Raw genomic sequence first — 26450 nt, 5'->3', positions numbered from 1 at the left:
AATCTGGGAGGAAATCATGACTTTATCACGTCCATTTTTTACATCGTTGCTCATAGGAACATCCATATTCGTAACGCCTGCGCTTGCGCAAAGCGGGATGAACACAACTAGTCTTCAGCAGGAGGTCGTGCTGGAGGGGCTAGAAAATCCGTGGGATATGGCGTTCTTGGATGATGGCACGATGCTATTCACCGAGAAATGCAGCGGCCTGTCTGTGCGCATGCCCGATGGCACCGTCAATGCGCTATATGGCGTGGGCGAGACGGAAGGCTACGCAGAAAATGGCGCTGACCTTTTTTGCGAGGGCCAGGCCGGGATGATGGGCGTCGCTTTTGATCCCGACTTCGATAATAACCGTCGGATCTACGTCTATGCGACCTCGAACATGTCCGCGCCTCATACAAACCGGCTGATGCGGTTCACCCTGAACGAAGACTTTACGAGCGTCGCGGACCGGACCGACATCGTGGACGATGTGCCATACAAAATGGAAGCGTCGGACCATCCCTTCGGTGGTCCAGGTGCGCACAACGGCGGACGCGTTCGCTTTGGTCCAGACGGCGCGCTGTGGCTCACGACAGGTGACAACCACAACGAGGAGATCCCGCAAAGCCCGACACTGATGGGGTCCAAAGTTTTGCGGATGGATACAGATGGGCAGGCTCACCCTGACAACAGCCCACCCGAAGGATTTGACCCGCGCACCTATACCTATGGCCACCGCAACGTGCAGGGCATCGCGTTTCACCCTGAAACCGGACAGGCCGTCATCGCAGAGCATGGCCCTTGGCATTCGGATGAGATTACCGTGCTGGTGAATGGTGGCAACGGTGGCTGGGACCCACGCGCCAATATGGCAGGCCGCGGCGACTGCCCGGACGGGTATTGCGGATACAGTCCAAATCAGAACGAGGGTATGAACCGTTACGAGCGGGCCGCCTTTATGCCGATGACAGACTTCGCAACATACCCCGACGCCATGCCACCTGTATGGGAAAACAACGGCTGGTCGCAGGGCACGTCGTCAGCGGCCTTCCTCGAAGGTGAGCAGTGGGGCGACTGGAACGGTGCGATGGTTGTCGGCATCATGGGGATCGGTTTTGGCGGCACGCCGCTTGGACAGCGGATCGACGTCATCCAGTTCTATGAGGACGATGGCACACTTTCGGTCGAGGACGTGACCGAGATGACCCTGCCAATGGAGGCCGGGCGCTTCCGCTCGGTTGTCCTTGGACCGAACGGAAGTCTTTATACATCCGTTGATGAGGGCACCATCTACAAGCTGACACCAGGCAGCTGATACTGCGCTAGGCCGCGCTACTCCGACAGCGCGGCCTAGTTCTCTCGGTGAAGCGCAGCAAAAACCGGGAAAAGCTGGCCACCCAACCAAACATAGTATGGCCCGTTAGCAAGGCCGCGCTTCGATGCCGTTCACACACCCAACATTGCTGAGGTTTTGCGCCGTGATATTTCGTCCAAGAATGATTGTATCCGGACGCGACAGTCTGAAAAGGTCATGACCTGGACTGCACGACTGTCGCCGCAGACGAATGTCATTCTACAATGACGGCCCCTCAAACAAAGACAAACACACATCGTTTGTGGGCAGATCACCGTGTTCGCAACGCTCGTTTTCAATGCTGTTGCGAAGACGCGCCGCGCCCGCTTTCGGTGGCCCTATCGCCCCGTGATGCCCTCGATCTGGGGTAAGGGTGTTGACTGCGTGACGCGTTCGGATGGCCGTTTTTCGTAGAAGGCATTGCCGCCTGTCGAAAGAACGTAGTGAATGTTGTTGTAGGGCGCGTGGTATGTTGCGGCGTGGAAAAACTGCGCCCGCGCGATCATCGGGTGCCGTTCACCTTTTAGAACCGAAACTGCTGCCTCGCGGACAATCGCAGCAGATCGCCCGTCCATTTTGCGTGACATGATCCCGGGTGCAAACTGATTTTTCTGCGCGACGACACCACAGACGGTGTCGGGATAGCTGCTGGAATTGACGCGGTTCATGACCACGCTGCCCACTGCGATCATGCCGTCCCGGCTCGACCGGTTCGACTCGAAATACATCGCCCGTTCCATACAGTCGCGTTCGGTATGACGCGGGAAAATGCCACAACCCGTCAGTGCCGCCAATGCGGCGACCGAAATGATCATCTGAAATCTGACCTTTTGACGTATCACTTTTGGTCGCTCCTAAAGCTTGGTGGCGTCGCAGTTGTCTTGCCAAGGGCACAAGCGGGCTGGTGGGCCGTTGGTCCCAAGTAAATCGAAGGCCGAAAGGCGAGGCGAGCCATAGCGCTTCGCGCCAAGCTGTTCAGCATCACGCCGAGGCACCTTTCCCGTAACGTCCTTCAGTCACTTTATAATACCTAAAGACATTGAAACCGCTTTACTAGTTTTCACAAATTTTCCGCCAAAGGCATGCAGGGTAAATTTGCCGACCGCGGACATATAGCGAGCGTGTATCGCCCCCTTTTCGGTAATTTTTTACGGTCACTCAAGCTCCGAAGCATGCCCAAACTAATCTCCGTTCGTATATCGCGAGGTGATAGTCTAAGCGAACCCACATCCTCATACGCCGACGTTCATGGATCGCGCAGCATGTCGTCGACCGAAACGTTGCTCAGCCGATCGGCGGACAATCCAGCTTGATGCTGTTACGGCATTGATCGTCATGAAACGTCACTTTACCGTCTCAGAGCAGCACTTTCCGACATGCACTTTGTCTCACCTTCATTCCCATCGTTCGTTGCAAATGTTAGTTTAATCTTCCACCTCTTGCGGCGCGACTTGACCTCTCCCACCCATCAGATGCGGATTAAATCTCTTATGAATGCGATAAAATTGAAGTCGTTTCTGTTCGACGGGTTCCTTGCTGGCTGGACCGCTTTGTTCGCATTGGGGGTGCTGGTCTTTTGGTTGTCTGGCTCGCCGCAAAAACCAATTCGGGCTGCAACTCGTCTATGGGTGCGCGGAATCTTGTTCGGGCTGAAGCATATCGTAGGGCTGGATTATGCCGAAAAGGGCCGCGACCTGATTCCAGACGAACCCTGTCTCATCGTCTGCAATCATCAATCCACTTGGGAAACGCTTGCAGCCCTTGTTCTTTTCCCGGACGTCGCAATTGTCGCGAAGCACGAACTTCTGCGGATCCCGATAATCGGGTGGTATCTGCGAAAATCACCGATGATCATCATCGATCGTGAAAGCGGGTCCAAGGCACTAAAGGCGATGCTGAAACAGAGTCATGAAGCGATTGCCTCCGGCCGCTCGGTTCTGGTTTTTCCACAAGGGACACGTATGGATGAGAGCGAGCCAATCGCGTTCAAGCGTGGGGTGGAACTGCTGTATTCAAAGCTGGGGGCCCCCGTCCTGCCCGTCTTGGTGAACTCCGGCAAATTCTGGGGGCCTAGCGGATCAAGCAAGCGTGGTGGGACAATCACAGTCTCGTATCTCGCTCCGATACCACCTGGGTTGTCGGCCGAACTGTTTGTTCGAAAGGCCGAAGCGCAGATGGAGGCAGAACGGTCGATACTGCCATAACCTGTCGCAACAGGTGCATTCTACGAAGATTGCCAACCGCTGGCCGGACGTGGTTTCCGTCAGCATGCCAGCCCTTAAGAGGAGTAGGCGCGACGACACGGTCGGTCCCGGACGCGCAGGACACTCCTCTTGCAGGTCGATAAAAAGCATGCCGCGTCAGTTTGGGCGCGCTGCTGCCCAAAGATGTGGTCTGGTGCGAGCCCTTCGTGCAGCCCGCATGGGACCGGCCTGTTTGCGATGACCTAAGAAATATGTCATGATGCATTAACCCGGAAATGCACTCGGTAACGTCGCATGGTCTTCAAAAGGGTGCTCATATGCCGAAAATCGTCAACAAATCAGAGGATCAGGAAACCGCTGAGGGCGAAGTCGAAAGATTTCAAGACGACTTAGGACCCTTTGTCGTCGCTGCCGAGACGACACGGATGGCGATGGTGTTTACGGACGCCTGCGAAACTGACAATCCGATCATCTTCGCCAACGACGCCTTCCTCAACATGACAGGTTACGAACGCGTGGAGGTCTTGGGTCAGAGCTTTAACTTTCTCATGGCCCATATCGCGGATCAAGATGCACTGGCCCTCATCCGCGAGGCGTTAGAAAACCATTCCGACACAAATACTGACCCCGAGATCCTTTACCGCCGCAAGGATGGCAGCGAATTTTGGGCCGCCCTCTTCGTCAGTCCGATTCGGGACGACGATGGTGATATTATCCAGAACTTTGCCTCCTTCGTGGATCTCACCGCATACAAGAACGAGCAGGCTCAGTCGCGCATGCTTATCGATGAACTGAACCACCGCGTTAAGAACACCCTCGCGACCGTTCAATCGATCGTCTCGCAGGCGGCGCGAGCGAACGCCGACCCACAGGCAATGAAGAACGCCGTTGAGACTCGCCTATATGCACTTTCCCGGTCGCACGACCTGCTGACCCGCGAGAAGTGGCACAGCGCCGGACTTTTGGATGTGATCCACGACGCGCTCGAGCCATTCGGCGCGACCGACGTGCGGGCGCGCCGCGTAAAGATTACAGGCGATAACATCCGCTTCGGACCAAAGCCGGCATTGGCGCTTGGCATCGCCTTCAACGAGTTAGCCACCAATGCTATGAAGTATGGCGCATTCTCGAACGAGAATGGATCGATCCGGATTAAGTGGACGATTGAACCGTCACCGACAGGTCGGCGGCTGCGTCTGATCTGGACGGAAAAGGATGGACCGGCTGTGACACCACCGACGCGCAAAGGATTTGGGTCCCAAGTGATCGAGCGGGGACTCGCACATGAACTGGACGGCACTGTAGGGCTCGATTATCGCGCCGAAGGCGTTGTCTGCGCGATGGACATTCCTGCACCCGTTTCCGACGATGAGTGATCTGTTATCTGGTCGTCGTGTCCTCGTCGTTGAGGACGAGTCGCTGATCCTGTTTTTGATGGAGGATATCCTGGCAGATCTCGGATGCCAGGACGTCAGTGGTGCCAGCACGGTTGCCAAAGCGATTTCTTTGATCGAATCCGAGTCTTTTGATGCGGCGACGCTAGACATGAATTTGGGTGGAGAAGACCGCAATCTCGTAGCTGATGCTCTGCTGGAACGGGGCATCCCCTTCATCTTCTGCACCGGAAATAGCAAATCCGATATGAGGGAAGGATTTGGAGATCATGCGGTCCTTTACAAGCCGTTCCGCGACGCAGATTTGACCACCGCACTCACACAGCTTCTGTCGTAAAAGGCCAAGCGCAATTCAGTATGTGGGGTGGGTCACCGGGTCTTTAGGCGTAAAACTAGCAACCACTTCCACATGACAAAATGGCCGCAAGGCAAACAGGCTCGATATTTGCGATGCATATCCAGCGCCGGTTTTCTTCGATCTGGCCGGCAAGAGGATCGCTACACGGCCCGGCAGCCAACGTCTGCTTTTAGGATGGGTGGTTCAATTTTCACGCGCGCAGCGAAGAACCGCAATTCGCCCGTGCTGATGGTCGGCCCGCGGCTTCCAGTCCACGCGGAATCACGCCGCGACTTGCTGAAAATGTTGCTCATGGCCAAGTGCCTGACGCCTGCCATTTAACGGTGCAATCGCAACATGATCGATCAGCCAGTCCGACGGATCGCTGAATCTGCTGCCCGATTGACGACACCTCTTACAAGTCGCGTAGCCGTGTCACGGATCGCCGCCCTAACACCACCTTCTTCGAATTGGTTGCTACTGCTCCGAGACACGCAACGCGCCTCGGAGACTGTATTTTAAAGCCCTACAGCTTTCGTAGGACCAACTTTGGTCGACGTTGCACGTCCTTGGAAAGAACGATGCCCTCCACACCAACCAACGCTGCCGCCAATCAGCTACAGCCGCTGGTGCCACCGCAGGTGTTGCACTTCATGCAGGTCCCGTTGCGGACCAGCGTGTAGTTCTGGCATTCACCGCAGGGATCCCCCTCGTAGCCTTGCATCTTTGCCTTGTCGCGCAGGGTCAGGCTGCCGCTGGTCGTCATCGTGCCGGACGCGATGGCTGTCGTGGTCGATTGGCTGACAGCGACGGTGCCCGTCACGCTTTGCGCCACATCCGCCCCAACCGTCAGGCCAGACATGCCGCCCTGTAGAACCACCAGATCCTGCGGCATCCGCTTGCGCAAATACCCGGTAGAGCTGATCTGCCGCAGCACTTCCAGCGAACGGCTGGCAGCGGCCTCTGACGGGGTGGCGACGTTGGTGACGCCCTCTTCCACGCCGCGTCCGATGTCGTCAAAGGCTGCGCCTTCGGGCTTCACATGCGCCAGATCGGTGCGATCCAAATAGCTGACCGCCAGCTCGCGGAAGATGTAGTCCAGAATGGACGTCGCGTTCTTAATGCTGTCGTTACCCTGCACGCCGCCGGCAGGCTCGAACTTGGTAAACGTAAAGGCGTCGACGAACTCTTCTAGCGGGACGCCGTATTGCAGGCCGACCGAAACCGCGATGGCAAAGTTGTTCATCATGGCGCGGAAACCTGCGCCCTCTTTATGCATATCGATAAAGATTTCGCCTAGCTTGCCGTCCTGATATTCCCCCGTGCGCAGATAAACCTTGTGACCGCCGACAATGGCCTTTTGCGTGTAGCCCTTGCGCCGTTCTGGAAGTTTATCGCGCTGAGACTTTGCGATTTCCTTAATGATGATCTTTTCCACGATCTTTTCGGCCAGCACGGCGGCCTTTTCGTGGTTCGATCCGGTGGTCAGGATCTCTGCCGCCTCGTCGTCATCCTCGACCAAAGCCGAAGCCAATGGCTGCGACAGCTTCGATCCATCGCGGTACAGCGCGTTGGCCTTGATCCCCAGCGACCACGACAGTTCGTATGCTTTCTGGCAGTCCTCGATCGTGGCGTCGTTAGGCATGTTGATCGTCTTGGAAATCGCGCCCGAGATGAAGGACTGCGCCGCCGCCATCATGTAGATGTGGCTGTCAACCGACAGATAACGCTTGCCAATTTTACCGCAGGGGTTGGCGCAATCAAAGACGTTGTAGTGCTCTGCCTTTAGGAACGGCGCGCCTTCCAGCGTCATGGTGCCGCAAACATGGGCGTTGGCCGCGTCGATGTCGGCCTTGGAATAGCCAAGGTGGCGCAGCAGATCAAAAGACGGATCATTCAGCTTTTCCGCCGGAATCCCCAGCGTCTTGGCGCAGAAATCCTCGCCCAGCGTCCACTGGTTGAACACAAAGCGGATGTCGAAAGCCGCCTTCAGAGCGCCTTCGATCTTGTCCAATTCTGCCTGACCAAAGCCATGCCCGATCAAGGATGTATGATTGATCGCAGGCGCCTGCCCCATGCTGCCATGACCCACGGCATAGGCGATGATTTCTTCAATCTGGGCAGAGCCATAGCCCAGTTTCGTCAACGCCGCGGGCACGGACTGGTTGATGATCTTGAAATAGCCGCCGCCTGCGAGCTTCTTGAACTTCACCAGCGCAAAGTCAGGCTCGATCCCTGTCGTATCGCAGTCCATCACCAGACCGATGGTGCCCGTCGGCGCGATGACCGACACCTGCGCGTTGCGGTAACCATGCTGTTCACCAAGGCGCAGCGCCTCGTCCCACGCGCCGGTCGCCATGGCAACCAGCCGCTGATCAGGGCAGCCGGCTTGGTCCAGCGGCACGGGTTTAATATCCAGCGCCTCAAAGCCGTCAGACTTGCCCTGCGCGGCGGTGCGGTGGTTGCGGATGACGCGCAGCATGTGGTCGGCGTTGCGCTTGTACCCTGGGAAGGCACCCAGTTCGCCCGCCATCTCGGCCGAGGTCGCATAGGCCACGCCCGACAGGATCGCCGTCAGCGCAGCACCCATGGCGCGGCCTTCGCGGCTGTCATAGCCAAAGCCCATGTTCATCAGCAGACCGCCGATATTGGCATAGCCCAGACCCAGCGTGCGGAAATCATAGGACCGCTGGGCGATTTCCTTGGACGGGAACTGCGCCATCATCACGCTGATTTCCAGCGTCACGGTCCACAAACGGCAAGCGTGGATGTAATCCTCGGCCTGAAACTGGCCGTCCTTGTAGAAGGTCAGCAGGTTCAATGACGCCAGATTGCAGGCGGTATCGTCCAAGAACATGTATTCAGAGCAGGGGTTAGATCCCCGAATGGCACCATCCTCTGGGCAGGTATGCCAAGCGTTAACCGTGTCGTGATACTGAATGCCCGGATCGGCGCAGGCCCATGCGGCATGGCCGACCTGTTCCCACAAATCGCGGGCCTTAATGATCTTGGCGACCTCGCCGTTGCGGCGGTTGATCAGCTTCCAGTCACCGTCAGCCTCGACAGCCTTCAGGAAGGCGTCCGTCACCCGGATAGAGTTGTTGGAGTTCTGGCCAGAGACGCTGGAATAGGCTTCCGAATCCCAGTCGGTGTCATAGGTCGGGAATTCGATGCTGGTGTGGCCCTGCTTCGCATAGTCCAACACGCGCTTGATGTAAGTCTCTGGGATCGCAGAGCGTTTTGCCTCTTTGATAGCGGTCGCAAGCGTGGCGTTCGCCTTGGGATCATAGGCGTCATCGGCGCTGCCGTCCCATGCCTTGATCGCGGCAAAGATGGCGTTCAGGTAACGCGCGTGCATCTTTGAACCGGCAACGATGGAGGCAACTTTTTGCTCTTCGATGACCTTCCAGTTGATGAACTGTTCGATGTCAGGATGGTCAGCGTCGACGATGACCATCTTGGCCGCGCGGCGCGTGGTGCCGCCAGATTTGATCGCACCCGCAGCGCGGTCGCCAATCTTAAGAAACCCCATCAGCCCCGACGACTTACCGCCACCCGACAGGCTCTCGCCCTCGCCGCGCAGGCTGGAAAAGTTGGTGCCGGTGCCAGAGCCATATTTGAACAAGCGCGCCTCGCGGACCCACAGGTCCATAATGCCACCTTCGTTAACCAGATCGTCACCAACGGACTGGATAAAGCAGGCATGCGGCTGCGGGTGTTCATAGCTGCTGGCGGATTTCGTCAGCTTTTGCGTTTGATAATCGACGTAATAATGTCCCTGCGCCGGGCCATCGATACCGTAGGCCCAGTGCAGGCCGGTGTTGAACCACTGCGGGCTGTTTGGCGCAGCGCGCTGGGTGGCCAGCATATGGCGCATTTCGTCGAAATAGGCCTGCGCGTCGGCTTCTTTGGTGAAATAGCCGCCCTTCCAGCCCCAATAGGTCCAAGCACCTGCCAGACGGTCAAACACCTGCTTGGCGCTCGTCTCTCCGCCGAATGTCGCACCTTCCGCAGGCTCCGACCGCCATAGGAACGACGGCACGCCTTTTTCCTTAACCCGCACGACTGCAGACGGCACGCCCGCTTTGCGAAAGTATTTCTGCGCGATCACATCAGATGCGACCTGGCTCCACTGAGCGGGAATCTCGCAGTTTTCCAGTTTGAAGACGACCGTGCCATCGGGATTGCGAATCTCTGATGTCGCGCTGCGAAATGCGATGTCTGCATAGGCGTCAGCACCCTTGCGCGTGAACGTGCGATCAATCTTCATGTCTGTCCCTTCCGGTCGCCGTCTATGCGGCGCTGAATGTCCCTGCCGCCCCGCCACGCGGGGACTGCTCTGATTGCCGATGAAGGGCGGGCATGTCCGGGCGCGTTAAAATACCGCGCGACCCGATCTATGCTTCTATGTTCAATCCTCCACGCGCCACCACATATAGTGGCTATAGGCCCGGCTCGCACAACCTGACGTATCCGGACCAAGAGGGTCAACGGCTTTATTCACAAAAAATTTGTATTTTTATGTTGACCATTCAGGCCGAAAGCCTTGCCGCATATCGTAGACGGATCTGTCCACAGACCCATCCACAGGCGTACCTGGAAAAAGCGTTGAAGTAGCGCAGGGTTACCCGACGAAGCTGTGCAAATGGGCGCCGGTCGATATGACGCCAGCGCGAATCGCAGCCTGTGGCGCGTAGGTCACGCAGCGGCACCCTGCCGCAGACCGGCCCATTCATCCGCCGCTTAAAACATAAGCGACGCAAAATGCGGCCCCCCGAGGGGTGTTTTATAGATCAAACAATGTGGTGAAAGTGGTCGGGGCGATAGGATTCGAACCTACGACCCTCTGTTCCCAAAACAGATGCGCTACCAGGCTGCGCTACGCCCCGAACCTGCGCCCCTCATAGTATCAGTGCGCGGCATTGAAAAGCACTAAATTACGATCCGCAGGGTAAAGCTGCATTTGGACCGATAGAGGGGTGCTGCAAGACCGCGCCGGGCGCGATTCCAAGGCGCGCCGCAAGGCCGCCGTTGATTTCGAGCACATATTGGATGTCATCACCGCCCAGAATCGGCGTCTCGTCCAGCGGAATGGCCTTCGCGTGCACGGTCTGGACGGTGCCATCCGCACTGGCAAAAATCATATCAAGGGGAATCAGTGTATTGCGCATCCAAAAGCTGGCGGTCTGGGGTGACTCATAGACAAACAGCATCCCCGTCATCGTCGGCATCTGTTCGACATGCATCAGCCCCTGCCCGCGTTCAGCCGGATCATCCGCGACATCGACGGCGAATCGCGCCTGTCCGAAATCACCGCGCACGGTCACTGTATCCGGCGCGCATTGCGCACTTGCCGCGCCTGCGACAAGGCTGACCGCCAGCACTGTCGCCAGCTGATAGGTTAAAGTTTTAGTCCTGCGTCCCACGTTAACACCTCGATTGCCATGCGCCCGCGTTTGCCGGGCATGACCCGCATCGCGATCGCTTCTCCGGTCGCAAGGTCGGACAGACCGCTGCGCCGCAACACTTCGACATGTACGAATATATCGTCGTCGCTGCCAAACACGTTTGCGAAACCAAAGCCCTTGGCCTTGTCGAACCACTTAATGCGGGCAGGCTCTAGCGGGCAGCGAGCGATATCTTCGGCAGTGACGGCCTCCATATCGGCCAGCGGCACAAGCGAGGCGTGATCAGGCGGCGTGATCGACAGGATGCGGTCGGCCTGACAGCCGCGCGGCGTGGTCACGACAATCATTTCGATCGCCGCGCCTTCGACAACAGACCCTTGGCCAAAGTTGCGCAGGACATTCGCGTGCAACAGCACGTCGTCCCCGCCGCCATCGCGCAATACGAACCCGAAGCCCTTACCAGGATCGAACCACTTTACCTTGCCGGTCACCGTGATCGCTGTGTCTTCGCTTTCCATGCCGTCATACTCTTTTTTATTCCCCGGTCAGACCAGAGGGATTTCCTGCGCGCCGCCCGGCCGCGATTAAGGCGACAGTCGCGTGACAGTCCAATCGCCGGGTATGCCGCGCGCGGGCCGGGTCCAGCGGAACCGATCATGCAGGCGGTTCGCGCCATCGGCCCAGAACTCGATTTCCTGCGGAATGATCCGAATCCCGCCCCAAAAGGCCGGGCGCTGCGGATCTTCACCATGAACGCTACGCATATGGTCCAGCTTGTCCATTAAAACTTGCCGGCTTTGCAGTGGATTTGACTGCGCCGATGCCCACGCCCCCAACCGGCTGTCCACGGGACGCGCAGCATAATAGGCGTCAGCCAATGCGCCATCTTCACGTTCTACCCGGCCGCGCACACGGATTTGCCGCCGCAGGGATTTCCAGTGCATGACAAAGGCCGCGTTGCCGCTGCCGGCCATCTCGCGGCCCTTGGCGCTGTCGTAATTGGTGAAGAACACAAAGCCGTTGTCTTCGATCTGGCGCATCAGCACGACGCGCACATTCGGCATCCCTGCTGCATCAACCGTGGCCAGCGCCACCGCATCAGGGTCATTCACCTCGGCCTCTCGCGCCTCGGCCAACCACGTCCGCGCAAGGGCGAAGGGATCGTCTGCTGCAAAAATACCTGTTCTATCAGTCATGTGAGGTGCCTCTCCAATACCTGTTCTAGGTTAAGAGCCGCCCGCTCACAAGTCCGTGTCCGCGCAGCGGCGCTTGATGCGGGTGCCAGCATCGCCTAAACCCCATATCAACATATCGCAAGCCGGGGGCACACCATCATGACGTCGCAACTAATGGCAGGAAAGCGCGGCCTGATAATGGGCCTTGCCAACGACAAGTCCATCGCATGGGGCATCGCAAAGTCGCTGTCCGACGCTGGCGCTGAACTTGCCTTTTCTTATCAAGGGGATGCGCTGAAAAAGCGAGTCGATCCGCTGGCCGCCTCTGTCGGGTCCAACCTAGTGTTGCCCTGCGATGTGGGCGACGAGGCGTCGATTGACGCGCTGTTCGAAAGCCTCAAGGCCGAATGGGGCACGATGGACTTCATCGTCCACGCCATCGGCTTTTCTGACAAGAACGAGCTGCGCGGCCGCTATGTCGACACCTCGCGCCAGAACTTCCTGACCTCGATGGATATCTCGGTCTATTCCTTCACCGCCGTTGTGAAACGCGCCGCTGAAATGATGACAGACGGCGGCTCGGCCCTCACGCTGACGTACTACGGCGCGGAAAAGGTCATGCCGCATTACAACGTCATGGGCGTGGCCAAGGCCGCTTTAGAAGCCTCTGTGCGCTACATGGCAGAGGATCTTGGCAAGGACGGCATTCGCGTCAACGCGATTTCAGCTGGCACGATCAAGACGCTGGCCGCCTCCGGCATCGGCGACTTCCGCCTGATCATGAAATGGAACGAATACAACGCGCCCCTGCGCCGCACCGTAACCCAAGAAGAGGTCGGAAAATCAGCGCTTTACCTGCTGTCTGACCTTGGCTCTGCGGTCACAGGCGAAGTGCTGCACGTCGACGCCGGCTACCACGTTGTCGGCATGAAGGCGGTCGACGCCCCGGACGTGACAAAGGAATGACCCTCGCCGCCTTTGCGTCGATCGTCCTGATCCATCTGGCCGCCGCCATCTCGCCGGGCCCCTCTTTTGTGGTGGCCCTGCGCGTGGCTGCGGCCGAAGGATTCCGGGTCGCCGCCGCCTTGGCGCTTGGCTTTGGCCTTGGCGCGGTGCTGTGGGCCGGGGCGGCGATGGCCGGGCTCGCGCTGGTGTTCTCCGTGCTGCCTGCCCTCTTTCTCGCGCTCAAATTCGTCGGCGCGGCCTTCTTGATCTATCTGGCGGTGCAAATGTGGCGTCACGCGGCAACGCCAATGCCTGCGCCGCAAACAGATACCCCGCCCCGCTCGGCCTTTGCCGCTGTGCGCTTTGGCTTTGTGACCTTCGCCAGCAACCCCAAGCCTGCGATCTTTTTTGGCGCGGTCTTCGTGAACCTTGTCCCCGCTGCCACACCGCTCGGCTGGAAAGCGGCGATCCTGCTCGCGGTCCTTCTGAACGAAACGCTGTGGTACCTAATCGTTGCCCGCGTCTTCTCTCTGCCGCGCCCCCGTGCCGCCTATGCCCGCGCGAAGGCGTGGATCGACCGGGGCTTCGGCACCCTCCTCGCCCTTCTGGGCCTCAAAATCGCACTTACGTAAATGAAAGGCCCTGCCATGCCCCCCATCGACGCCACCATCACCAATGCCCCGATCAAAGACCCCAGCCGCCTGCCCCATGAAAAAGGCTTTCACATCAGCTGGGACCAGCTGCACCGCGACAGCCGCGCGCTGGCATGGCGCCTTGATGGCCACGGCCCCGATAACGGCGGGTGGCGCGCCGTCGTCGCCATTACGCGCGGCGGCATGGCGCCTGCAATGATCGTTGCCCGCGAACTCGACATCCGCACAGTGGATACGATCAGCATCAAATCCTACGACCACCAAGCCCAGTCCGAGGCGAAAGTCCTCAAGTCCCCCGATGCGGATATCATGGGCGACGGCACCGGCATCCTGATCGTCGACGATCTGGTCGATTCTGGCCGCACGCTTGAAGTCGTGCGCGGCCTTTATCCCAATGCCCACTTTGCCACGGTCTACGCCAAGCCAAAGGGCCGCCCGCAGGTCGATACTTTCATCACCGAAGTCAGCCAAGACACTTGGATCTTTTTCCCATGGGACATGGCGCTGCAATACGTCGAACCCTACCGCGGCAAGGACTAAAAATTGACGCACCGCCGGGCGTGGCTGATCGAATGGACGTTTCGTCTGTCACTGCTTGGAAAAGCTATGCTCGGCATGGCGCAGGTTATTGGCGGGCTGTTCCTTGCGATCATGCCCGCCGACGCCATCGCCCGCACCGCTGATGCCCTGACCCGCAGCGAACTGGCCCAAGACCCCACCGACCGCTTCGCCAAAGCGGTGATGCACTGGGCCCACGCCATCAACCCCGCGGCAGAGCATTTTTACATCATCTACCTGCTCGGCCACGGTATCATTCACTTCGTCGTGGTGATCGCCTTGCTGCTGAAATCCCGCATCGCCTACCCGTTCTCGGTGGCGACGCTCATGGCGTTTGTTGGCTTCCAGACATGGGACTGGCTGCACACCCACGATCCCGCCCTACTGCTGCTGACGGCGCTCGACATCTTCGTGATCACCATCGTGATCCTCGAACACCGCCTGACAAAAGGCGCGGCCGCCGCCAAGTCCTCGCTTTTTTAAAAATACTCCCGCCCCGGTGATGTGGCGCAGCCAAATGCACCTGAGAGGCATCCTACCCCCGCAACAGCTTTAGCGGTTGCCTTTGCCCGCGAACATCGCCGCATCCGCAGCCGCCTTGCGGATCGCGTTGGATTTATGGACGGTCTCTTGGTATTCCGCTTCCGGGTCGCTGTCATAAACAACGCCGCCGCCGGCCTGAATATAAAGCTTCTCGTCCTTCACCACAGCGGTGCGCAGGGCGATGCACATGTCCATATCGCCATTGGCGGAAAAATACCCGCAGCCGCCGCCATAGACGCCGCGTTTTTCCGGCTCCAGCTCGTCGATGATCTCCATCGCGCGCACCTTTGGCGCGCCTGACACGGTGCCCGCAGGCATCCCGGCAAAGAACGCGGACAGCGCGTCTTGATCATCGCGCAGTTCGCCCACCACGTTCGACACGATATGCATCACGTGGGAATAGCGCTCGACGATGAACTGTTCGGTCGGGCGCACGGTGCCAACTTTCGACACCTTTCCCGTATCATTACGGCCCAGATCCAGCAGCATCAGATGCTCTGCCAGCTCTTTTTGGTCTGCCAGCAGATCAGCCTCTAGGGCCGTATCTTCCTCGGGCGTCGCACCCCTTGGCCGCGTGCCAGCGATCGGCCGGATCGTCACTTCACTGCCGAAGACCCGCACAAGGATCTCTGGCGAAGCACCAATAACCTGAAAGCCGCCAAAGTTGAAAAAGAACATGAACGGCGACGGGTTCGTGCGCCGCAGGCTGCGATACAGCGCAAAGGGCGGCTCTGGAAAGTCCTGCGTCCAGCGCTGGCTGGGGACCACCTGAAAGATATCGCCAGCGCGGATATATTCCTTCGCCGTCTCAACCGCGGCCAGATAGCCGTCATGGCTGAAATTCGATACCGGCGCTGCAATGGGCGACGGGTCGGACAGCGTGTGGGTGGACGGCACCGTGCGCTCCAACGCGCGCTCTGCATCGCGCACCCGTTCTGCCGCTTGGGCATAGGCCGCGCGCGCACTGATGCCGCCGCCAGCCCATGCCGGGGCGACCAAGATCACGTCACCTTTGACGCCGTCCAGCACCGCCACGACGGACGGGCGCAGCATCATCGCATCCGGCAGACCCAGCGGGTCCGGATTCACGTTCGGCAGGCGTTCCACCAGACGGATCATGTCATAGCCCAGATAACCAAACAGGCCCGCGCTGGCCGCAGGCAGCCCCGCTGGCAGATCAATCCGGCTTTCCGCGATCAACCCGCGCAGGGCCGCCAGCGGGTCAGCCTCGTCCGCGACATAGGCTTCGGAATCGTAGCGTGCATTGCGGTTCGTCCGGCTGACGGTGCCGCGACATTCCCAGATCAGATCGGGGTTCATCCCGATGATCGAATACCGACCGCGCACTTCGCCGCCCGTCACGCTTTCCAGCATGAAGGTGTTCAGCCCCGCATCCCCCAGCTTCAGCATCAAAGATACCGGCGTGTCCAGATCAGCGGCCAACCGCGTCCAGACCACCTGATTTTCGCCGTTATCAAAGCCGCGCGCGAAACTGTCGAAATCGGGCAAAAGCGCCATATCAGGGGTGGTCCTTGCTTGGGTCGGTCTTGGGGTTTTGGGCTTACTGCATCTGCGCGTTGACGGCGTTCACGGCGGCCTGATCGATGGTCACATCGGTGCGCGCGCGCACGGCTTCGGCGAAGGCGTCAAACACATCCTGCGCAATCCCGGCAGAGGCTTGGCTTGTGATATCCGCCGCCTGCGCTGTCAGACGCTCTGACGCCAGATCGGCAGCCTTGATGTCATTCAGGCGCACAATGATCGCGCCCGCTTCGGTCGGCAGCACGCGGGTTTCGCCCGGTGCCATCTCGAACACGGTGCGCATAAAGCCCTCTGGCGTGTCCGCAACAAAGCTGCCGCGCGTCAGGTTTGCACTGGGCGTGGGCGTCAGCGCCAGCGCGCTTAGATCGGTGTCAGAGGCAACGTCGTTTGCGATGGCCTGCGCCTGCTCTAACACAGCAGTTTTTTCCGCCGCAGCGCGCCATGCGTCCTCTAGCCGGGCGCGGACGTCTTCCAGCGGCTGCACCGCAGGCGGCGTCACCGAGTCCAAACGCAGGGCAAAGATGCCGCCGTCGTCCAGATCAACAAGCTCGGGGTATGCGCCCTCGGTTGCGGCCGTGGCCGCCGTGCGAAAGGCTTCATAGGCGGCGGGGCCTTCGGTGCTGCCAGCGGTGTAGTCGATGGTCTGCAGTTCAAGTTCGGTCCGCTCGGCAAGGTCTTCCAGCGTTGCGCCGCCTGCGATCAGATCGTTGATCGTCTCTGCGTCGGCCTGAATAACGCGGCGGGCTTGGTCGGTCGCCAGCTCGTCGCGCAGCTCTGGTGCAGCCTCTTCAAAGGTTGTCTCTTCTGCGGCCAGCACAGCGTTCACGCGGAACAGCGCCGGGCCAAGGTTAGTATCCTGCGGGCCGACCACATCGCCAGCGCTGCCGGCAAAGACAGCCTCGCCTGCAGTGCCCAAATCTTCGATGGCAACATCGCCAAGATCAACGTCGCTAAGCGACAGGCCGCGCTCTGTCACCAGAGCGTCAAAATCCAGTTCTTCTGCAGTCAAACGGGCCAAGGCGGCATCCGCCTCTTCGACCGTGCCGAAAACCAGACGCTCGACAAGGCGACGCTCTGGCTGGCTAAAGGTGTCGATGCGCTGGTCATACAGGTCCTGCACCTGCGCGTCGTCGATGGTGACTTTGTCCGCCAGCATCGCAGGCGTCAGCATCGCATAGGTGATCTGACGTGCTTCGGGCGCGGTGAACATGTCAGGGTTTTCGTCATAGAAGGCCTGCAAGTCTGTGTCCGTCGGGCCGGGCACTGGTGTCGTCAGAATTGCGGCGGTCACGGGCGCGGTTTCAATATCCCGCGTCTCGCCCAAAAAGGCGGTGACGGTTTCGGCATAGACCGGGGCGGCAGGGATGCCGCCGACGACCGCGCCTTGCAGCAAGGTGCGCGACAGCTCATCGCGGATGCTAGTTTCATACGCGGCCTCTGACAGGCCAACGTTGCGCAGGGCGTTGCTATACACGGTGCGGTCAAAGCTGCCGGACAACGACTGGAACGCCGGGTTAGACAGCACCTCGTCACGCACGCGGGTATCGCCAACGGACACGCCAAGCTCTGCCGCCTCGTTGTCCAGCGTGCGCTGCGTGACGACCTGCGCCAGCACCGAACGGTCAAGCCCGATGGCCTGCGCCTGTTGGAACGTCACACGGGACCCGACCTGCGCATCTAGGCTGCGCAGTTGTTCATTCAGCGCCGATTGATAGGACGCAACCGAGATTTCTTTGTCCCCGGCGGTGCCAATCCGGCTGATGCCGCTGGTGAAGCCACCAGTGCCAAAGCCCAAAAGGCCGCCCATGATCAGGATCATAATGATCCAAACAGCAATCGGTGTGCGCTTTTTCTCAGCCATGATCTGCGGGCCCCCTCGCGTGATACGTCACGTTAATCGTCGCGACTGCATAAGTTGCTGCCCGCCTACGTGCAAGGGCCGCGCGGCGTGTCAGGGGGTGTAAGCGGCCAGCCGGGCAAACAATTCCGCGACACCTGCGCGGTCGATATTGGCAAAGGCGATGCGCAGTTCGCGCGGGCCAGCCGGATCGGAGGCCGGGCGGAACATCGTGCCGGGCAGGCATAAGATGCCCGCGCCCGCCACCAGCCGCTGCGCCAGATCGTCCGAGGCGATGTCAAAGGGATGCTGTAGATAGGCGAAATAGGCCCCGCAGCCCAAAATTTTCCATCCCTTTTCAGCCAGTTGCGGGAAATGGTCGATGATAGCAGCGCGGCGATCAAGGATCTCGTCCCGTTCTCCGGCCAGCCACTGATCTAGGTTCCGCATCCCCCAAAGGGCGGCGCGCTGACCCAGCTGGTTGGGGCAGATCGCGACCGTATCCAGAAACTTTTCCACCTCTGCCAGACGCGCCTGCGACGCCGTGATCGCGCCGACGCGGTGGCCTGTCAGGCGGTAAGCTTTGGAAAAGCTGTAAAGCTGGATCAGCGTGTCGTCCCAATCGGGGTCGGTGAACAGATCGTGCACGATACCGCTCCGTGCATCGAAATCGCGATAGGTTTCGTCCACGATCAGCGCGATGCCCCTGCTGCGGCACAGATCGCGGAACGCAGACAGCGTCGCTGCGGGATATTCCACGCCGCCGGGGTTATTGGGGCTTACCAAAACGATTGCGCGGGTGCGCTCGGTGATCAGTGCTTCAGCATCCGCAGCGCTTGGGATCAGCCCTGCGCCAGCCTGCAGCGGCACGGTCACAGCGCCCGCCATATCCAGCCACATCGCGTGGTTGAAATAATAAGGCACCGGCAGGATCACCTCGTCTCCTTCAGCGCATAGCGTTGAAATCGCAGCGGCAAAGGCTTGGTTGCAGCCAGAGGTGATTGCCACCTGCGCAGGCGTCACCGTGCCTGCATAGTCGCGCGACCACCGCGCCGCGACCTCTGCCCGCAAGTCTGGCAAACCCAGCACCGGGCCATACAGATGCGCGGACGGATCGGTCAGCACGATCTGCGCCATCGCCTCTAGCATCGGTTGCGGCGGCGCATCAACGGGCGCCGCCTGCGAGACGTTGATCAAAGGCCGATCTGCCGGATGCGTGACACCGTCCAGCCAGCGCCGCGCCTCCATCACCGGGGGGGAAAAGGTCATCTCGGTCCGGGGCAGTTTGCGCATAGTGGTCATCCTATTGTGCCAAGAGCGTGGTGGACAGCGGCGCCAGCGCCACCTGCCCTGCCCGGTTCGCCGTGCCCCACAAGATCAGCGCCGAAATCGTCTCTGGCCTGATCCGGCCGAGCAGCACGACACCCGGCTGTTGCCGCGCCCGGAACGCCGCTTGATCGATAAAGCGGCGAATGACCCGCGCGTCCTGCCCGTTGCCGTCCAGATCGCGATAAATCGTGGCGGCGCGCACGTCCGCAGCCGCTGCCGCGCGCAACGTCGAATTCAGCCCGCCGTCCGGCATCAGCAGACCGCGTCCGTCATCTGACAGCGCATCCATGATCCGTCCGGTGATATCGCTTTGGGACGGGATCGGGTGATCTTCGGTCGCGACCAGCACCACCGCGCGGGGCAGCGCGTCAAAGGTGCCCTCTAGCGCAATCGCGGCGTCATTGCTGGTGCCGCCGTCAGGCAAGGACACCAGCGCGCCGATTTCGATCCCGGCCGCGGCATAGGCTTCCATGCGTTCGGACGCGCCCACCGCAGAGGGGTCCAGCAACACGGTGACCGGAAACGGCACATCCGCCAAGGCGCGCGCGCCGTCGGCCATGATGCCATCGTCGATCAACACCACCGACATCAGCGGAAGCTCAGCCGCGTTATCGAAAAACGCGCCGTAGCGGATCAAGGCGGGCATAGCATCCGTGACCTCTGGCTCTGGCGCGGGATCGACCACCTCAGGCTCTGCCTGATTTAAGCCGGGGCGACGGATAACGACGTTGCCCGTGCCGCCGGGCAATCCGGTAGAGGGCGTGTCGATAATCGTCACGACCGCAGGCAGGTCGGCCTTTGGCGCAGGCTGCGCTGCGGGCGGCGTGTCGATCACAAGCGGCGCGGCTTCAGCGCTTTGCGCCTCTGGTGCAGCCTCGATCTGCGCAGGCGTATCCTCTGGCGCGATTTCAGGCGCGGCCTCGGCTTCGGCGGTGTCAGCAACCTCAGGCATCTCAGCCACCTCGGGCATTTCAGTCTGTGGCGCTTCCGGCAGCTCTGCAACAGCCTCTGGCGCAGGTTCTTCTTCGACGATGATCAAAGGCGCGTCAGCGTCCGGCGTCACCACGATCACCGGCGTATCGGCGGTGGCATCGACGATAATATCAGCCTCGGCGTCGGGCAGTTGCGGTGGCATGCTTTGCGGGTTGGGAAACACGGGTTCATCGCCGCTTGGCTCTGTGTCCAAAGCCGCAACGGGCACATCAGGGGCCACGGGCGCGGCAGGCGCATCAGCGGCCAAGGGCGCGGCCAGTGCAGCATTTTCAGCGCCGGGCGCATCGGGCGCGGCATCCGGCGCGGTCAAGGCATCCACGGGCGCAGGCGCTGTGGGCGCATCCACCGCGGCGACCTGCGGCAAGGCATCCGTATTTGCAGGCGCCATCTGCGGCGCGTCGTCCAGCACGACCAAGGGTGCCTGCGGCGGCGTCACGCCAGCGGGCTGCGGCGCCATGACCGACACAACTGCCGCACCAGCCCCGCCGATGACTACACCCCAGAAGGCGCCTTTCAGAAATGCCATAAGTATACTGCCCTTGCCTGTCTTGTCTGCCCGTTTGGTGGCCGTACCCCTGCCGGATTCGGCCAGCGGCCTTGACGCCTGCCTGCGTCCTGCCCCATATCGAGGGCAACTATACCGTGACCCGTCCGGGCTTCGGTAGCCCCTAATTCACCCAAGACCGGCACCCGCATGATCCTGCTTATCGATAACTACGACAGTTTCACCTATAATCTGGTCCATTATCTGGGCGATCTGGGCGCGGATGTGGTCGTGCACCGCAATGACGCGATCGACGTGCAGGCCGCAATGGCGCTCAAACCCTCTGCCATCGTGCTGTCCCCCGGCCCCAAAGCACCTGCGCAGGCTGGCATCTGCCTGGCCCTGACGCACGCTGCTGCCGAAACCCGCACCCCGCTGCTGGGCGTCTGCCTTGGCCACCAAACGATTGGAGAGGCCTTTGGCGGCAATATCGTGCGCTGCCATGAAATTGTGCACGGCAAGATGGGCGAGATGCATCACACCAACCAAGGCGTGTTTCGCGGCCTGCCCAATCCGTTTCTGGCCACCCGCTATCACAGCCTTGTCGTGGACCGCGCCACCCTGCCTGCAGACCTTGAAGTCACGGCAGAGCTGACCGACGGCACCATCATGGGCCTGCAGCACCGCACGCTGCCGATCCAAGGCGTGCAATTTCACCCCGAAAGCATCCGGTCCGAACACGGCCACCAGTTGTTGCAAAACTTCCTTGATATCGCGGCGGTCCCGGCATGAGCGACGCACTCAAGCCGCTGATCAACGCCGCCGCCGACGGCCCGCTAACCCGCGCTCAGGCCGAGGCGGCCTTTGCCATCCTGTTCGCCGGTGACGCGACGCCCGCCCAAATCGGCGGCTTTCTGATGGCCCTGCGCACCCGCGGCGAAACGGTGGATGAATACGCCGCCGCCGCCGCCGTGATGCGCGCCAAATGCGTGCCCGTGCGTGCGCCTGCGGATGCGATGGATATCGTCGGCACCGGGGGCGACGGCAAGCATACGCTGAATATCTCGACCGCGACCGCCTATGTCGTCGCTGGCGCGGGACAGCCCGTCGCCAAACACGGCAACCGGAACCTGTCATCCAAATCCGGCACCGCCGATGTGCAAACCGCCATGGGCGTCAATGTCATGGTCGGCGCGGATGTGGTGGAGCGCTGCATGAACGAAGCCGGGATCGGCTTCATGATGGCCCCGATGTTCCACCCCGCCATGGCCCACGTCGGCCCGGTGCGCGCAGAACTTGGTGCAAGAACGATCTTTAACATCTTGGGACCACTGACAAATCCTGCAGGCGTCAAACGCCAACTGACCGGCACCTATCGCCGCGACCTGATCCGGCCCATGGCAGAGGTGCTGCTCAACCTCGGCTCTGACGCGGCATGGCTGGTCCACGGGTCGGACGGCACGGACGAGCTGGCGATTTCTGGCATCAGCTGGGTGGCCGCGCTGAAAGACGGCGCCATCACCGAACGCGAAGTCCATCCAGAGGATGCAGGCCTGCCCGTCCACGACTTCGCCGCCATCGTCGGCGGCACGCCAGAGGATAACGCAGCTGCCTTCCGCGCCTTGCTGGAGGGCGAGGCTAGCGCCTACCGCGACGCGACATTGCTCAACGCCGCCGCAGCCCTGCACGTCGCAGGCAAGGCCGCAACGCTGAAAGACGGCGCAGCCATGGCGGCTGAAAGCATCGACAGCGGCAAAGCCAAGGCCGCCGTGGACGCCGTCGCGCGTATCACATCGGCCAAGTGACCGGCTTCGATCTGTCCCGCCTTGGCGCTTGGGCCGACCTGCCGTTCTGGCAGAACGAGGGCGCGCAGATCGCCGCCGCGATCGACGCCGATCCCCGGCCTATCCTGCCGCCCCCCAGCGCGATGTTCGCCGCATTGGAACGCACCCAGCCAGACGCAACAAAGGTCGTGATCCTAGGCCAAGACCCCTATCACACGCCGGGCAAAGCGGACGGCCTTGCCTTTTCCATCCCGCAAAATTTCGGCGGCAGGCTGGATAGTCTTGGTAATATTTTCAAAGAGTTACAGAGTGATCTTCATGTATCACGCGAACAAACGGACCTGTCTGATTGGGCGGATCAAGGTGTGCTTTTGCTGAACACCGCGCTCAGCGTGCCGCAGGGCAAGGCTGGCGGTCATGCCCGCCTTGGCTGGGACCGCCTCACGCGGCAGGTCATCGCCCGCCTTGGCGATCGCCCTCGCGCCTATCTGCTGTGGGGCGCACATGCCCACGGATTTGCGCCAGATCGCCCCGCTGACTTTGTGATCCAAACCGCACACCCGTCGCCACTGTCCGCCCGCCGCGGCTTTTTCGGCGCGCGGCCATTTTCAACCGTCAACGCGTGGCTTACACAGCGGGGACAAGCACCAATCGACTGGGCAGGCACCAAATGACCGATACCATCCTCGACAAGATCAAAGCCTATAAACTAGAGGAGATCGCCGCCGCCAAGGAGGCGATCCCGCAAGAGGCGATCGAGGCGCAGGCCCGGGACGCCAGCCCCGTGCGCGGCTTTACCAAGGCACTGCAAGCCGCCGCTCGCGACGGCTACGGCCTGATCGCAGAGGTGAAAAAGGCCAGCCCGTCAAAGGGTTTGATCCGCGCCGACTTTGACCCCGCCGCCATTGCCGCCGCCTACGAGGACGGCGGCGCAGCTTGCCTGTCCGTTCTGACCGACGCGCCGTCCTTTCAAGGGGCACCCGAATACCTGATCGCGGCACGCGAGGCGTGCGAACTGCCCGTGCTGCGCAAAGATTTCATGTATGACCCCTACCAAGTCGCACAGGCCCGCGCTTGGGGCGCGGACGCGATCCTGATCATCATGGCCAGCGTGTCTGACGCGCAGGCGAAAGAGCTGGAAGAGGCCGCCGCCGCTTGGAACATGGACGTTCTGGTCGAAGTCCACGACCGCGAAGAGCTTGATCGCGCGGCCCAACTCGACGCCGTCCTGCTGGGCATCAACAACCGCGATCTGCGCAGCTTTGAAACCAGCCTTGATGTCACGCGCAGCCTGTCCAAGCATGTCCCTGTCGGCAAAACCATCGTGTCGGAAAGCGGCCTGACTGGCCCTGACGATCTGGGCGATTTGGCCCGCTATGGCGCGCGCTGTTTCCTGATCGGCGAAAGCCTGATGCGGCAAGACGATGTTGCCGCCGCGACAAAGGCCTTGCTGTCCAGCCCCGTCAATCCCGGTGGCTTTTAAGATGGCCGCAGATAACACCCTGTCCCACTTCGACGACCAAGGCCGCGCGCATATGGTCGACGTGTCGGACAAGCCCGTCACGTCCCGCATCGCCGTGGCCGAGGGGCATATCACCATGACGGCGGACACGCTGGCGCTGGTCATGGAAGGCCGCGCCGCCAAGGGTGACGTATTGGGCACCGCCCGGCTCGCGGGCATTATGGGCGCGAAACGCTGCGCCGATCTGATCCCGCTGTGCCACCCGCTGCCGATCACCAAGGTGTCGCTCGACCTGACCTGTGATCCAGACCTGCCCGGTGTGCGCATCAGCGCAACGGTCAAGACCACTGGCCAAACCGGGGTCGAGATGGAGGCCCTGACAGCCGTGTCGGTTGCCGCGCTAACTGTGCACGACATGGTGAAAGCCGTGCAAAAGGATATGGTTATCGGCGGCATCCGCGTCACATTAAAAGACGGCGGCAAGTCCGGCCGCTTTACCGCCGCATGATCAGCGTCGCGCAGGCGCTGGACGCGCTTTTCGCCCTCGTCTCGCCTTTGGACGTGGAAGACGTCCCGCTGCGCGAAGCCCATGGCCGTGTGCTGGCCCGCAGCGTGGCCGCGCAGCGCAGCCAGCCGCCCTTTGCCGCCTCTGCTATGGATGGCTACGCCGTGGCAGCCGCGCAGGCCGCGCCGGGCGCGCGTTTTACCGTGATCGGCGAATCTGCTGCTGGGCACCGCTTTGATGGCACAGTGGCCGCGGGCCAAGCCGTGCGTATTTTCACCGGGGCGCCCCTACCGGCCGGCACTGACCGCGTTATTATTCAAGAGGATGTGGACCGCAGCGGTGATGTGATCACGCTGAAGGACAACCTTGATACAAACCCCTACGTGCGCCCCGCTGGCAACGATTTCGCCGCAGGCAGCACATTGGATGCGCCGCGTCTGATTGGCCCCAATGACATCGCCCTGATGGCGTCCATGAACATCGCCGCCGTCCCCGTGACGCGCAAACCTGTGGTCGCGATCATCGCCACGGGTGACGAGCTGGTGCAGCCCGGAGAGGCCCCCGGCCCCGATCAAATCATTGCCTCGAACAGCTATGGCCTTGCGGCCTTGCTGGTCCAACATGGCGCAATCACACGGATGCTGCCGATCGCCAAGGATACGCACGAAAGCCTTGCGCTGGCGTTTGAATTGGCACGCGGCGCGGACCTGATCGTCACCATCGGCGGCGCATCCGTGGGCGATCACGATCTGGTTGGCGCTGCGGCCAGCGCGCAGGGCATGGACCGGGCGTTTTACAAGGTCGCAATGCGCCCGGGCAAGCCGCTGATGGCGGGGCGCATCGGCGATGCGGCCATGATCGGACTGCCCGGAAATCCCGTGTCTGCAATGGTTTGCGGGCATATCTTCATTCTGCCAGTCCTGCGCGTCATGCTCGGCCTTCCCGCCGGGCCCGCGCCGCGCACCAAGGCCGAGCTGACGCAGCCGCTGACGGCCAACGGGCCGCGCGAACACTACATGCGTGCCCGTGTTGATGCAGGTCAGGTCACAGTGTTCGAACGGCAGGACTCCGCGCTGCTGTCCGTGCTATCGCAGGCCAACGCGCTGGCTGTGCGCGCGCCCGACGACGGACCCCGCCTGCCCGGTGACCGGATCGAGATTATTGCGATCTAAGACTTGACACAAAAGGGGAACATGTGCAGAACATAAGGTGAAGCGCATTTCCGCGCCCCCTGATTGTTAGGCCCGACATGCTGACCAAGAAACAGCTCGACCTTCTTAATTTCATCCATACCCGTGTGCAACGCGACGGCGTCCCGCCCAGCTTTGACGAGATGAAGGAAGCGCTGGATCTGAAATCCAAATCGGGAATCCACCGCCTGATTACAGCCCTTGAGGAACGCGGCTTTATCCGCCGCCTTGCCCACCGGGCGCGTGCCTTGGAAATCGTCAAACTGCCCGATGCTATGGCGGAAAAACATGCACGCGGCGGCTTTAGCCCCAAGGTCATCGACGGCGACCGCCCCGACAGCCTGCCCGCCGCAGCCCAGCCTGTGATCACCATCGCAGCGGTGGAATTGAACGTCATGGGCCGTATTGCCGCTGGTGTGCCAATTGCCGCTATTTCAGAAGTGTCCCACTCCGTTGCCGTACCGCAGTCGATGCTGGGCCGGGGCGAACACTATGCGCTGGAAGTGCGCGGCGATTCGATGATCGAGGCCGGGATCAATGACGGCGACGTTGTTGTGATCCGTGAAACCACGACCGCGAATAACGGCGATATAGTTGTGGCACTGGTCGAAGACCAAGAAGCGACGCTCAAGACGTTCCGGCGTAATGGCTCCTCCATCTCTCTCGAGGCTGCGAACCCAGCTTACGAGACGCGGATTTACCGCGACGATCAGGTCAAAGTGCAAGGCCGCTTGGTTGGGCTGATCCGCACCTACTAGGTCTGCGCGG

The 26450-nt window shown here is 60.8% G+C and carries 24 protein-coding genes and 1 tRNA gene; 15 read left to right on the top strand and 10 right to left on the bottom strand.

Annotated features, from left to right (window positions below):
* The first annotated feature begins 97 nt into the window (after window positions 1-97).
* Complete coding sequence (locus tag KBW81_RS06305; protein ID WP_245754086.1) at window positions 98-1300, top strand: PQQ-dependent sugar dehydrogenase; 1203 nt, start codon at window positions 98-100, stop codon at window positions 1298-1300.
* Window positions 1301-1677: 377 nt separating this feature from the next.
* Here the strand turns inward: KBW81_RS06305 and KBW81_RS06300 are convergent, their stop codons facing one another.
* The gene (locus KBW81_RS06300; RefSeq protein WP_090183870.1) at window positions 1678-2154 is read right to left on the bottom strand and encodes a cell wall hydrolase; all 477 of its coding nucleotides are present in this window, start codon (window positions 2152-2154) and stop codon (window positions 1678-1680) included.
* 636 nt (window positions 2155-2790) lie between these two features.
* Here KBW81_RS06300 and KBW81_RS06295 point away from each other — a divergent pair.
* The 3 genes from KBW81_RS06295 to KBW81_RS06285 all read left to right on the top strand — a co-directional run bounded on the left by KBW81_RS06295 (window position 2791) and on the right by KBW81_RS06285 (window position 5274).
* Window positions 2791-3543, top strand: a complete 753-nt coding sequence (locus KBW81_RS06295) for a lysophospholipid acyltransferase family protein (protein ID WP_254248711.1) — start codon at window positions 2791-2793, stop codon at window positions 3541-3543.
* Between the two features lie 317 nt (window positions 3544-3860).
* On the top strand, window positions 3861-4919 hold the full coding sequence (locus KBW81_RS06290) for an HWE histidine kinase domain-containing protein (RefSeq protein WP_254248710.1): 1059 nt from the start codon (window positions 3861-3863) through the stop codon (window positions 4917-4919).
* Window positions 4912-5274 (top strand): response regulator, encoded by a 363-nt coding sequence (locus KBW81_RS06285; protein WP_254248709.1) that lies wholly within the window; start codon window positions 4912-4914, stop codon window positions 5272-5274. The genes KBW81_RS06290 and KBW81_RS06285 overlap by 8 nt, the downstream gene beginning before the upstream one ends.
* 613 nt (window positions 5275-5887) lie before the next feature.
* Here the strand turns inward: KBW81_RS06285 and KBW81_RS06280 are convergent.
* The 5 genes from KBW81_RS06280 to pdxH all read right to left on the bottom strand — a co-directional run bounded on the left by KBW81_RS06280 (window position 5888) and on the right by pdxH (window position 11878).
* A complete protein-coding gene (locus tag KBW81_RS06280; protein ID WP_254248708.1) occupies window positions 5888-9544 on the bottom strand; it encodes a vitamin B12-dependent ribonucleotide reductase in 3657 nt (1218 codons plus the stop codon).
* Between the two features lie 542 nt (window positions 9545-10086).
* A tRNA-Pro gene (locus KBW81_RS06275) sits at window positions 10087-10163 on the bottom strand.
* A 48-nt stretch (window positions 10164-10211) separates the two neighbouring features.
* Window positions 10212-10700, bottom strand: a complete 489-nt coding sequence (locus KBW81_RS06270) for a DUF192 domain-containing protein (RefSeq protein ID WP_254248707.1) — start codon at window positions 10698-10700, stop codon at window positions 10212-10214.
* The gene (locus tag KBW81_RS06265) at window positions 10676-11200 is read right to left on the bottom strand and encodes a cold-shock protein (protein WP_090183881.1); all 525 of its coding nucleotides are present in this window, start codon (window positions 11198-11200) and stop codon (window positions 10676-10678) included. The genes KBW81_RS06270 and KBW81_RS06265 overlap by 25 nt, the downstream gene beginning before the upstream one ends.
* A gap of 66 nt (window positions 11201-11266) precedes the next feature.
* Window positions 11267-11878 (bottom strand): pyridoxamine 5'-phosphate oxidase, encoded by a 612-nt coding sequence (gene pdxH, locus KBW81_RS06260; RefSeq protein WP_090183882.1) that lies wholly within the window; start codon window positions 11876-11878, stop codon window positions 11267-11269.
* A 138-nt stretch (window positions 11879-12016) separates the two neighbouring features.
* Between pdxH and fabI the strand changes: the two genes are divergently transcribed.
* The 4 genes from fabI to KBW81_RS06240 are packed head-to-tail and all read left to right on the top strand — an operon-like array spanning window position 12017 to window position 14496.
* On the top strand, window positions 12017-12823 hold the full coding sequence (gene fabI / locus KBW81_RS06255) for an enoyl-ACP reductase FabI (RefSeq protein ID WP_254248706.1): 807 nt from the start codon (window positions 12017-12019) through the stop codon (window positions 12821-12823).
* Window positions 12820-13434, top strand: coding sequence for a LysE family translocator (locus tag KBW81_RS06250; protein WP_090183887.1), 615 nt, complete (start codon window positions 12820-12822; stop codon window positions 13432-13434). Before fabI ends, KBW81_RS06250 begins: the two co-directional genes overlap by 4 nt.
* Before the next feature lie 15 nt (window positions 13435-13449).
* Window positions 13450-13995, top strand: coding sequence for a xanthine phosphoribosyltransferase (gene gpt, locus KBW81_RS06245; protein ID WP_090183890.1), 546 nt, complete (start codon window positions 13450-13452; stop codon window positions 13993-13995).
* Window positions 13996-13998: 3 nt separating this feature from the next.
* Window positions 13999-14496: a DUF2127 domain-containing protein gene (locus tag KBW81_RS06240; protein ID WP_254248705.1), complete on the top strand. Its 498-nt coding sequence runs from the start codon at window positions 13999-14001 to the stop codon at window positions 14494-14496.
* 69 nt (window positions 14497-14565) lie between these two features.
* Here the strand turns inward: KBW81_RS06240 and trpE are convergent, their stop codons facing one another.
* The 4 genes from trpE to KBW81_RS06220 form a co-directional block, all read right to left on the bottom strand.
* A complete protein-coding gene (gene trpE, locus KBW81_RS06235; protein WP_254248704.1) occupies window positions 14566-16074 on the bottom strand; it encodes an anthranilate synthase component I in 1509 nt (502 codons plus the stop codon).
* Between the two features lie 43 nt (window positions 16075-16117).
* The gene (locus tag KBW81_RS06230; protein ID WP_254248703.1) at window positions 16118-17959 is read right to left on the bottom strand and encodes a peptidyl-prolyl cis-trans isomerase; all 1842 of its coding nucleotides are present in this window, start codon (window positions 17957-17959) and stop codon (window positions 16118-16120) included.
* A gap of 90 nt (window positions 17960-18049) precedes the next feature.
* On the bottom strand, window positions 18050-19228 hold the full coding sequence (locus KBW81_RS06225; protein ID WP_254248702.1) for an aminotransferase: 1179 nt from the start codon (window positions 19226-19228) through the stop codon (window positions 18050-18052).
* Window positions 19229-19238: 10 nt separating this feature from the next.
* Entirely contained in the window at window positions 19239-20783 is a 1545-nt protein-coding gene (locus tag KBW81_RS06220) for a divergent polysaccharide deacetylase family protein (RefSeq protein WP_254248701.1), read from the bottom strand.
* A gap of 168 nt (window positions 20784-20951) precedes the next feature.
* Between KBW81_RS06220 and KBW81_RS06215 the strand changes: the two genes are divergently transcribed.
* From KBW81_RS06215 to lexA, 7 genes are all read left to right on the top strand, one after another.
* Window positions 20952-21533, top strand: a complete 582-nt coding sequence (locus KBW81_RS06215; RefSeq protein WP_090183907.1) for an anthranilate synthase component II — start codon at window positions 20952-20954, stop codon at window positions 21531-21533.
* Window positions 21530-22546, top strand: coding sequence for an anthranilate phosphoribosyltransferase (trpD, locus tag KBW81_RS06210; protein ID WP_254248700.1), 1017 nt, complete (start codon window positions 21530-21532; stop codon window positions 22544-22546). Before KBW81_RS06215 ends, trpD begins: the two co-directional genes overlap by 4 nt.
* Window positions 22543-23199 (top strand): uracil-DNA glycosylase, encoded by a 657-nt coding sequence (locus tag KBW81_RS06205; protein WP_254248699.1) that lies wholly within the window; start codon window positions 22543-22545, stop codon window positions 23197-23199. The genes trpD and KBW81_RS06205 overlap by 4 nt, the downstream gene beginning before the upstream one ends.
* Window positions 23196-24008, top strand: coding sequence for an indole-3-glycerol phosphate synthase TrpC (trpC, locus tag KBW81_RS06200; RefSeq protein WP_090183917.1), 813 nt, complete (start codon window positions 23196-23198; stop codon window positions 24006-24008). Before KBW81_RS06205 ends, trpC begins: the two co-directional genes overlap by 4 nt.
* Before the next feature lies 1 nt (window position 24009).
* Entirely contained in the window at window positions 24010-24495 is a 486-nt protein-coding gene (moaC, locus tag KBW81_RS06195; RefSeq protein ID WP_090184559.1) for a cyclic pyranopterin monophosphate synthase MoaC, read from the top strand.
* Window positions 24492-25664, top strand: a complete 1173-nt coding sequence (locus KBW81_RS06190) for a molybdopterin molybdotransferase MoeA (RefSeq protein WP_254248698.1) — start codon at window positions 24492-24494, stop codon at window positions 25662-25664. The genes moaC and KBW81_RS06190 overlap by 4 nt, the downstream gene beginning before the upstream one ends.
* A 77-nt stretch (window positions 25665-25741) precedes the next feature.
* A complete protein-coding gene (gene lexA, locus KBW81_RS06185; RefSeq protein WP_090183923.1) occupies window positions 25742-26440 on the top strand; it encodes a transcriptional repressor LexA in 699 nt (232 codons plus the stop codon).
* Window positions 26441-26450: the final 10 nt, after the last annotated feature.

It is taken from the genome of Loktanella salsilacus (assembly GCF_024206795.1).
GTDB lineage: Bacteria > Pseudomonadota > Alphaproteobacteria > Rhodobacterales > Rhodobacteraceae > Loktanella > Loktanella salsilacus.
This window is presented reverse-complemented; position numbering and strand designations above follow the sequence as displayed.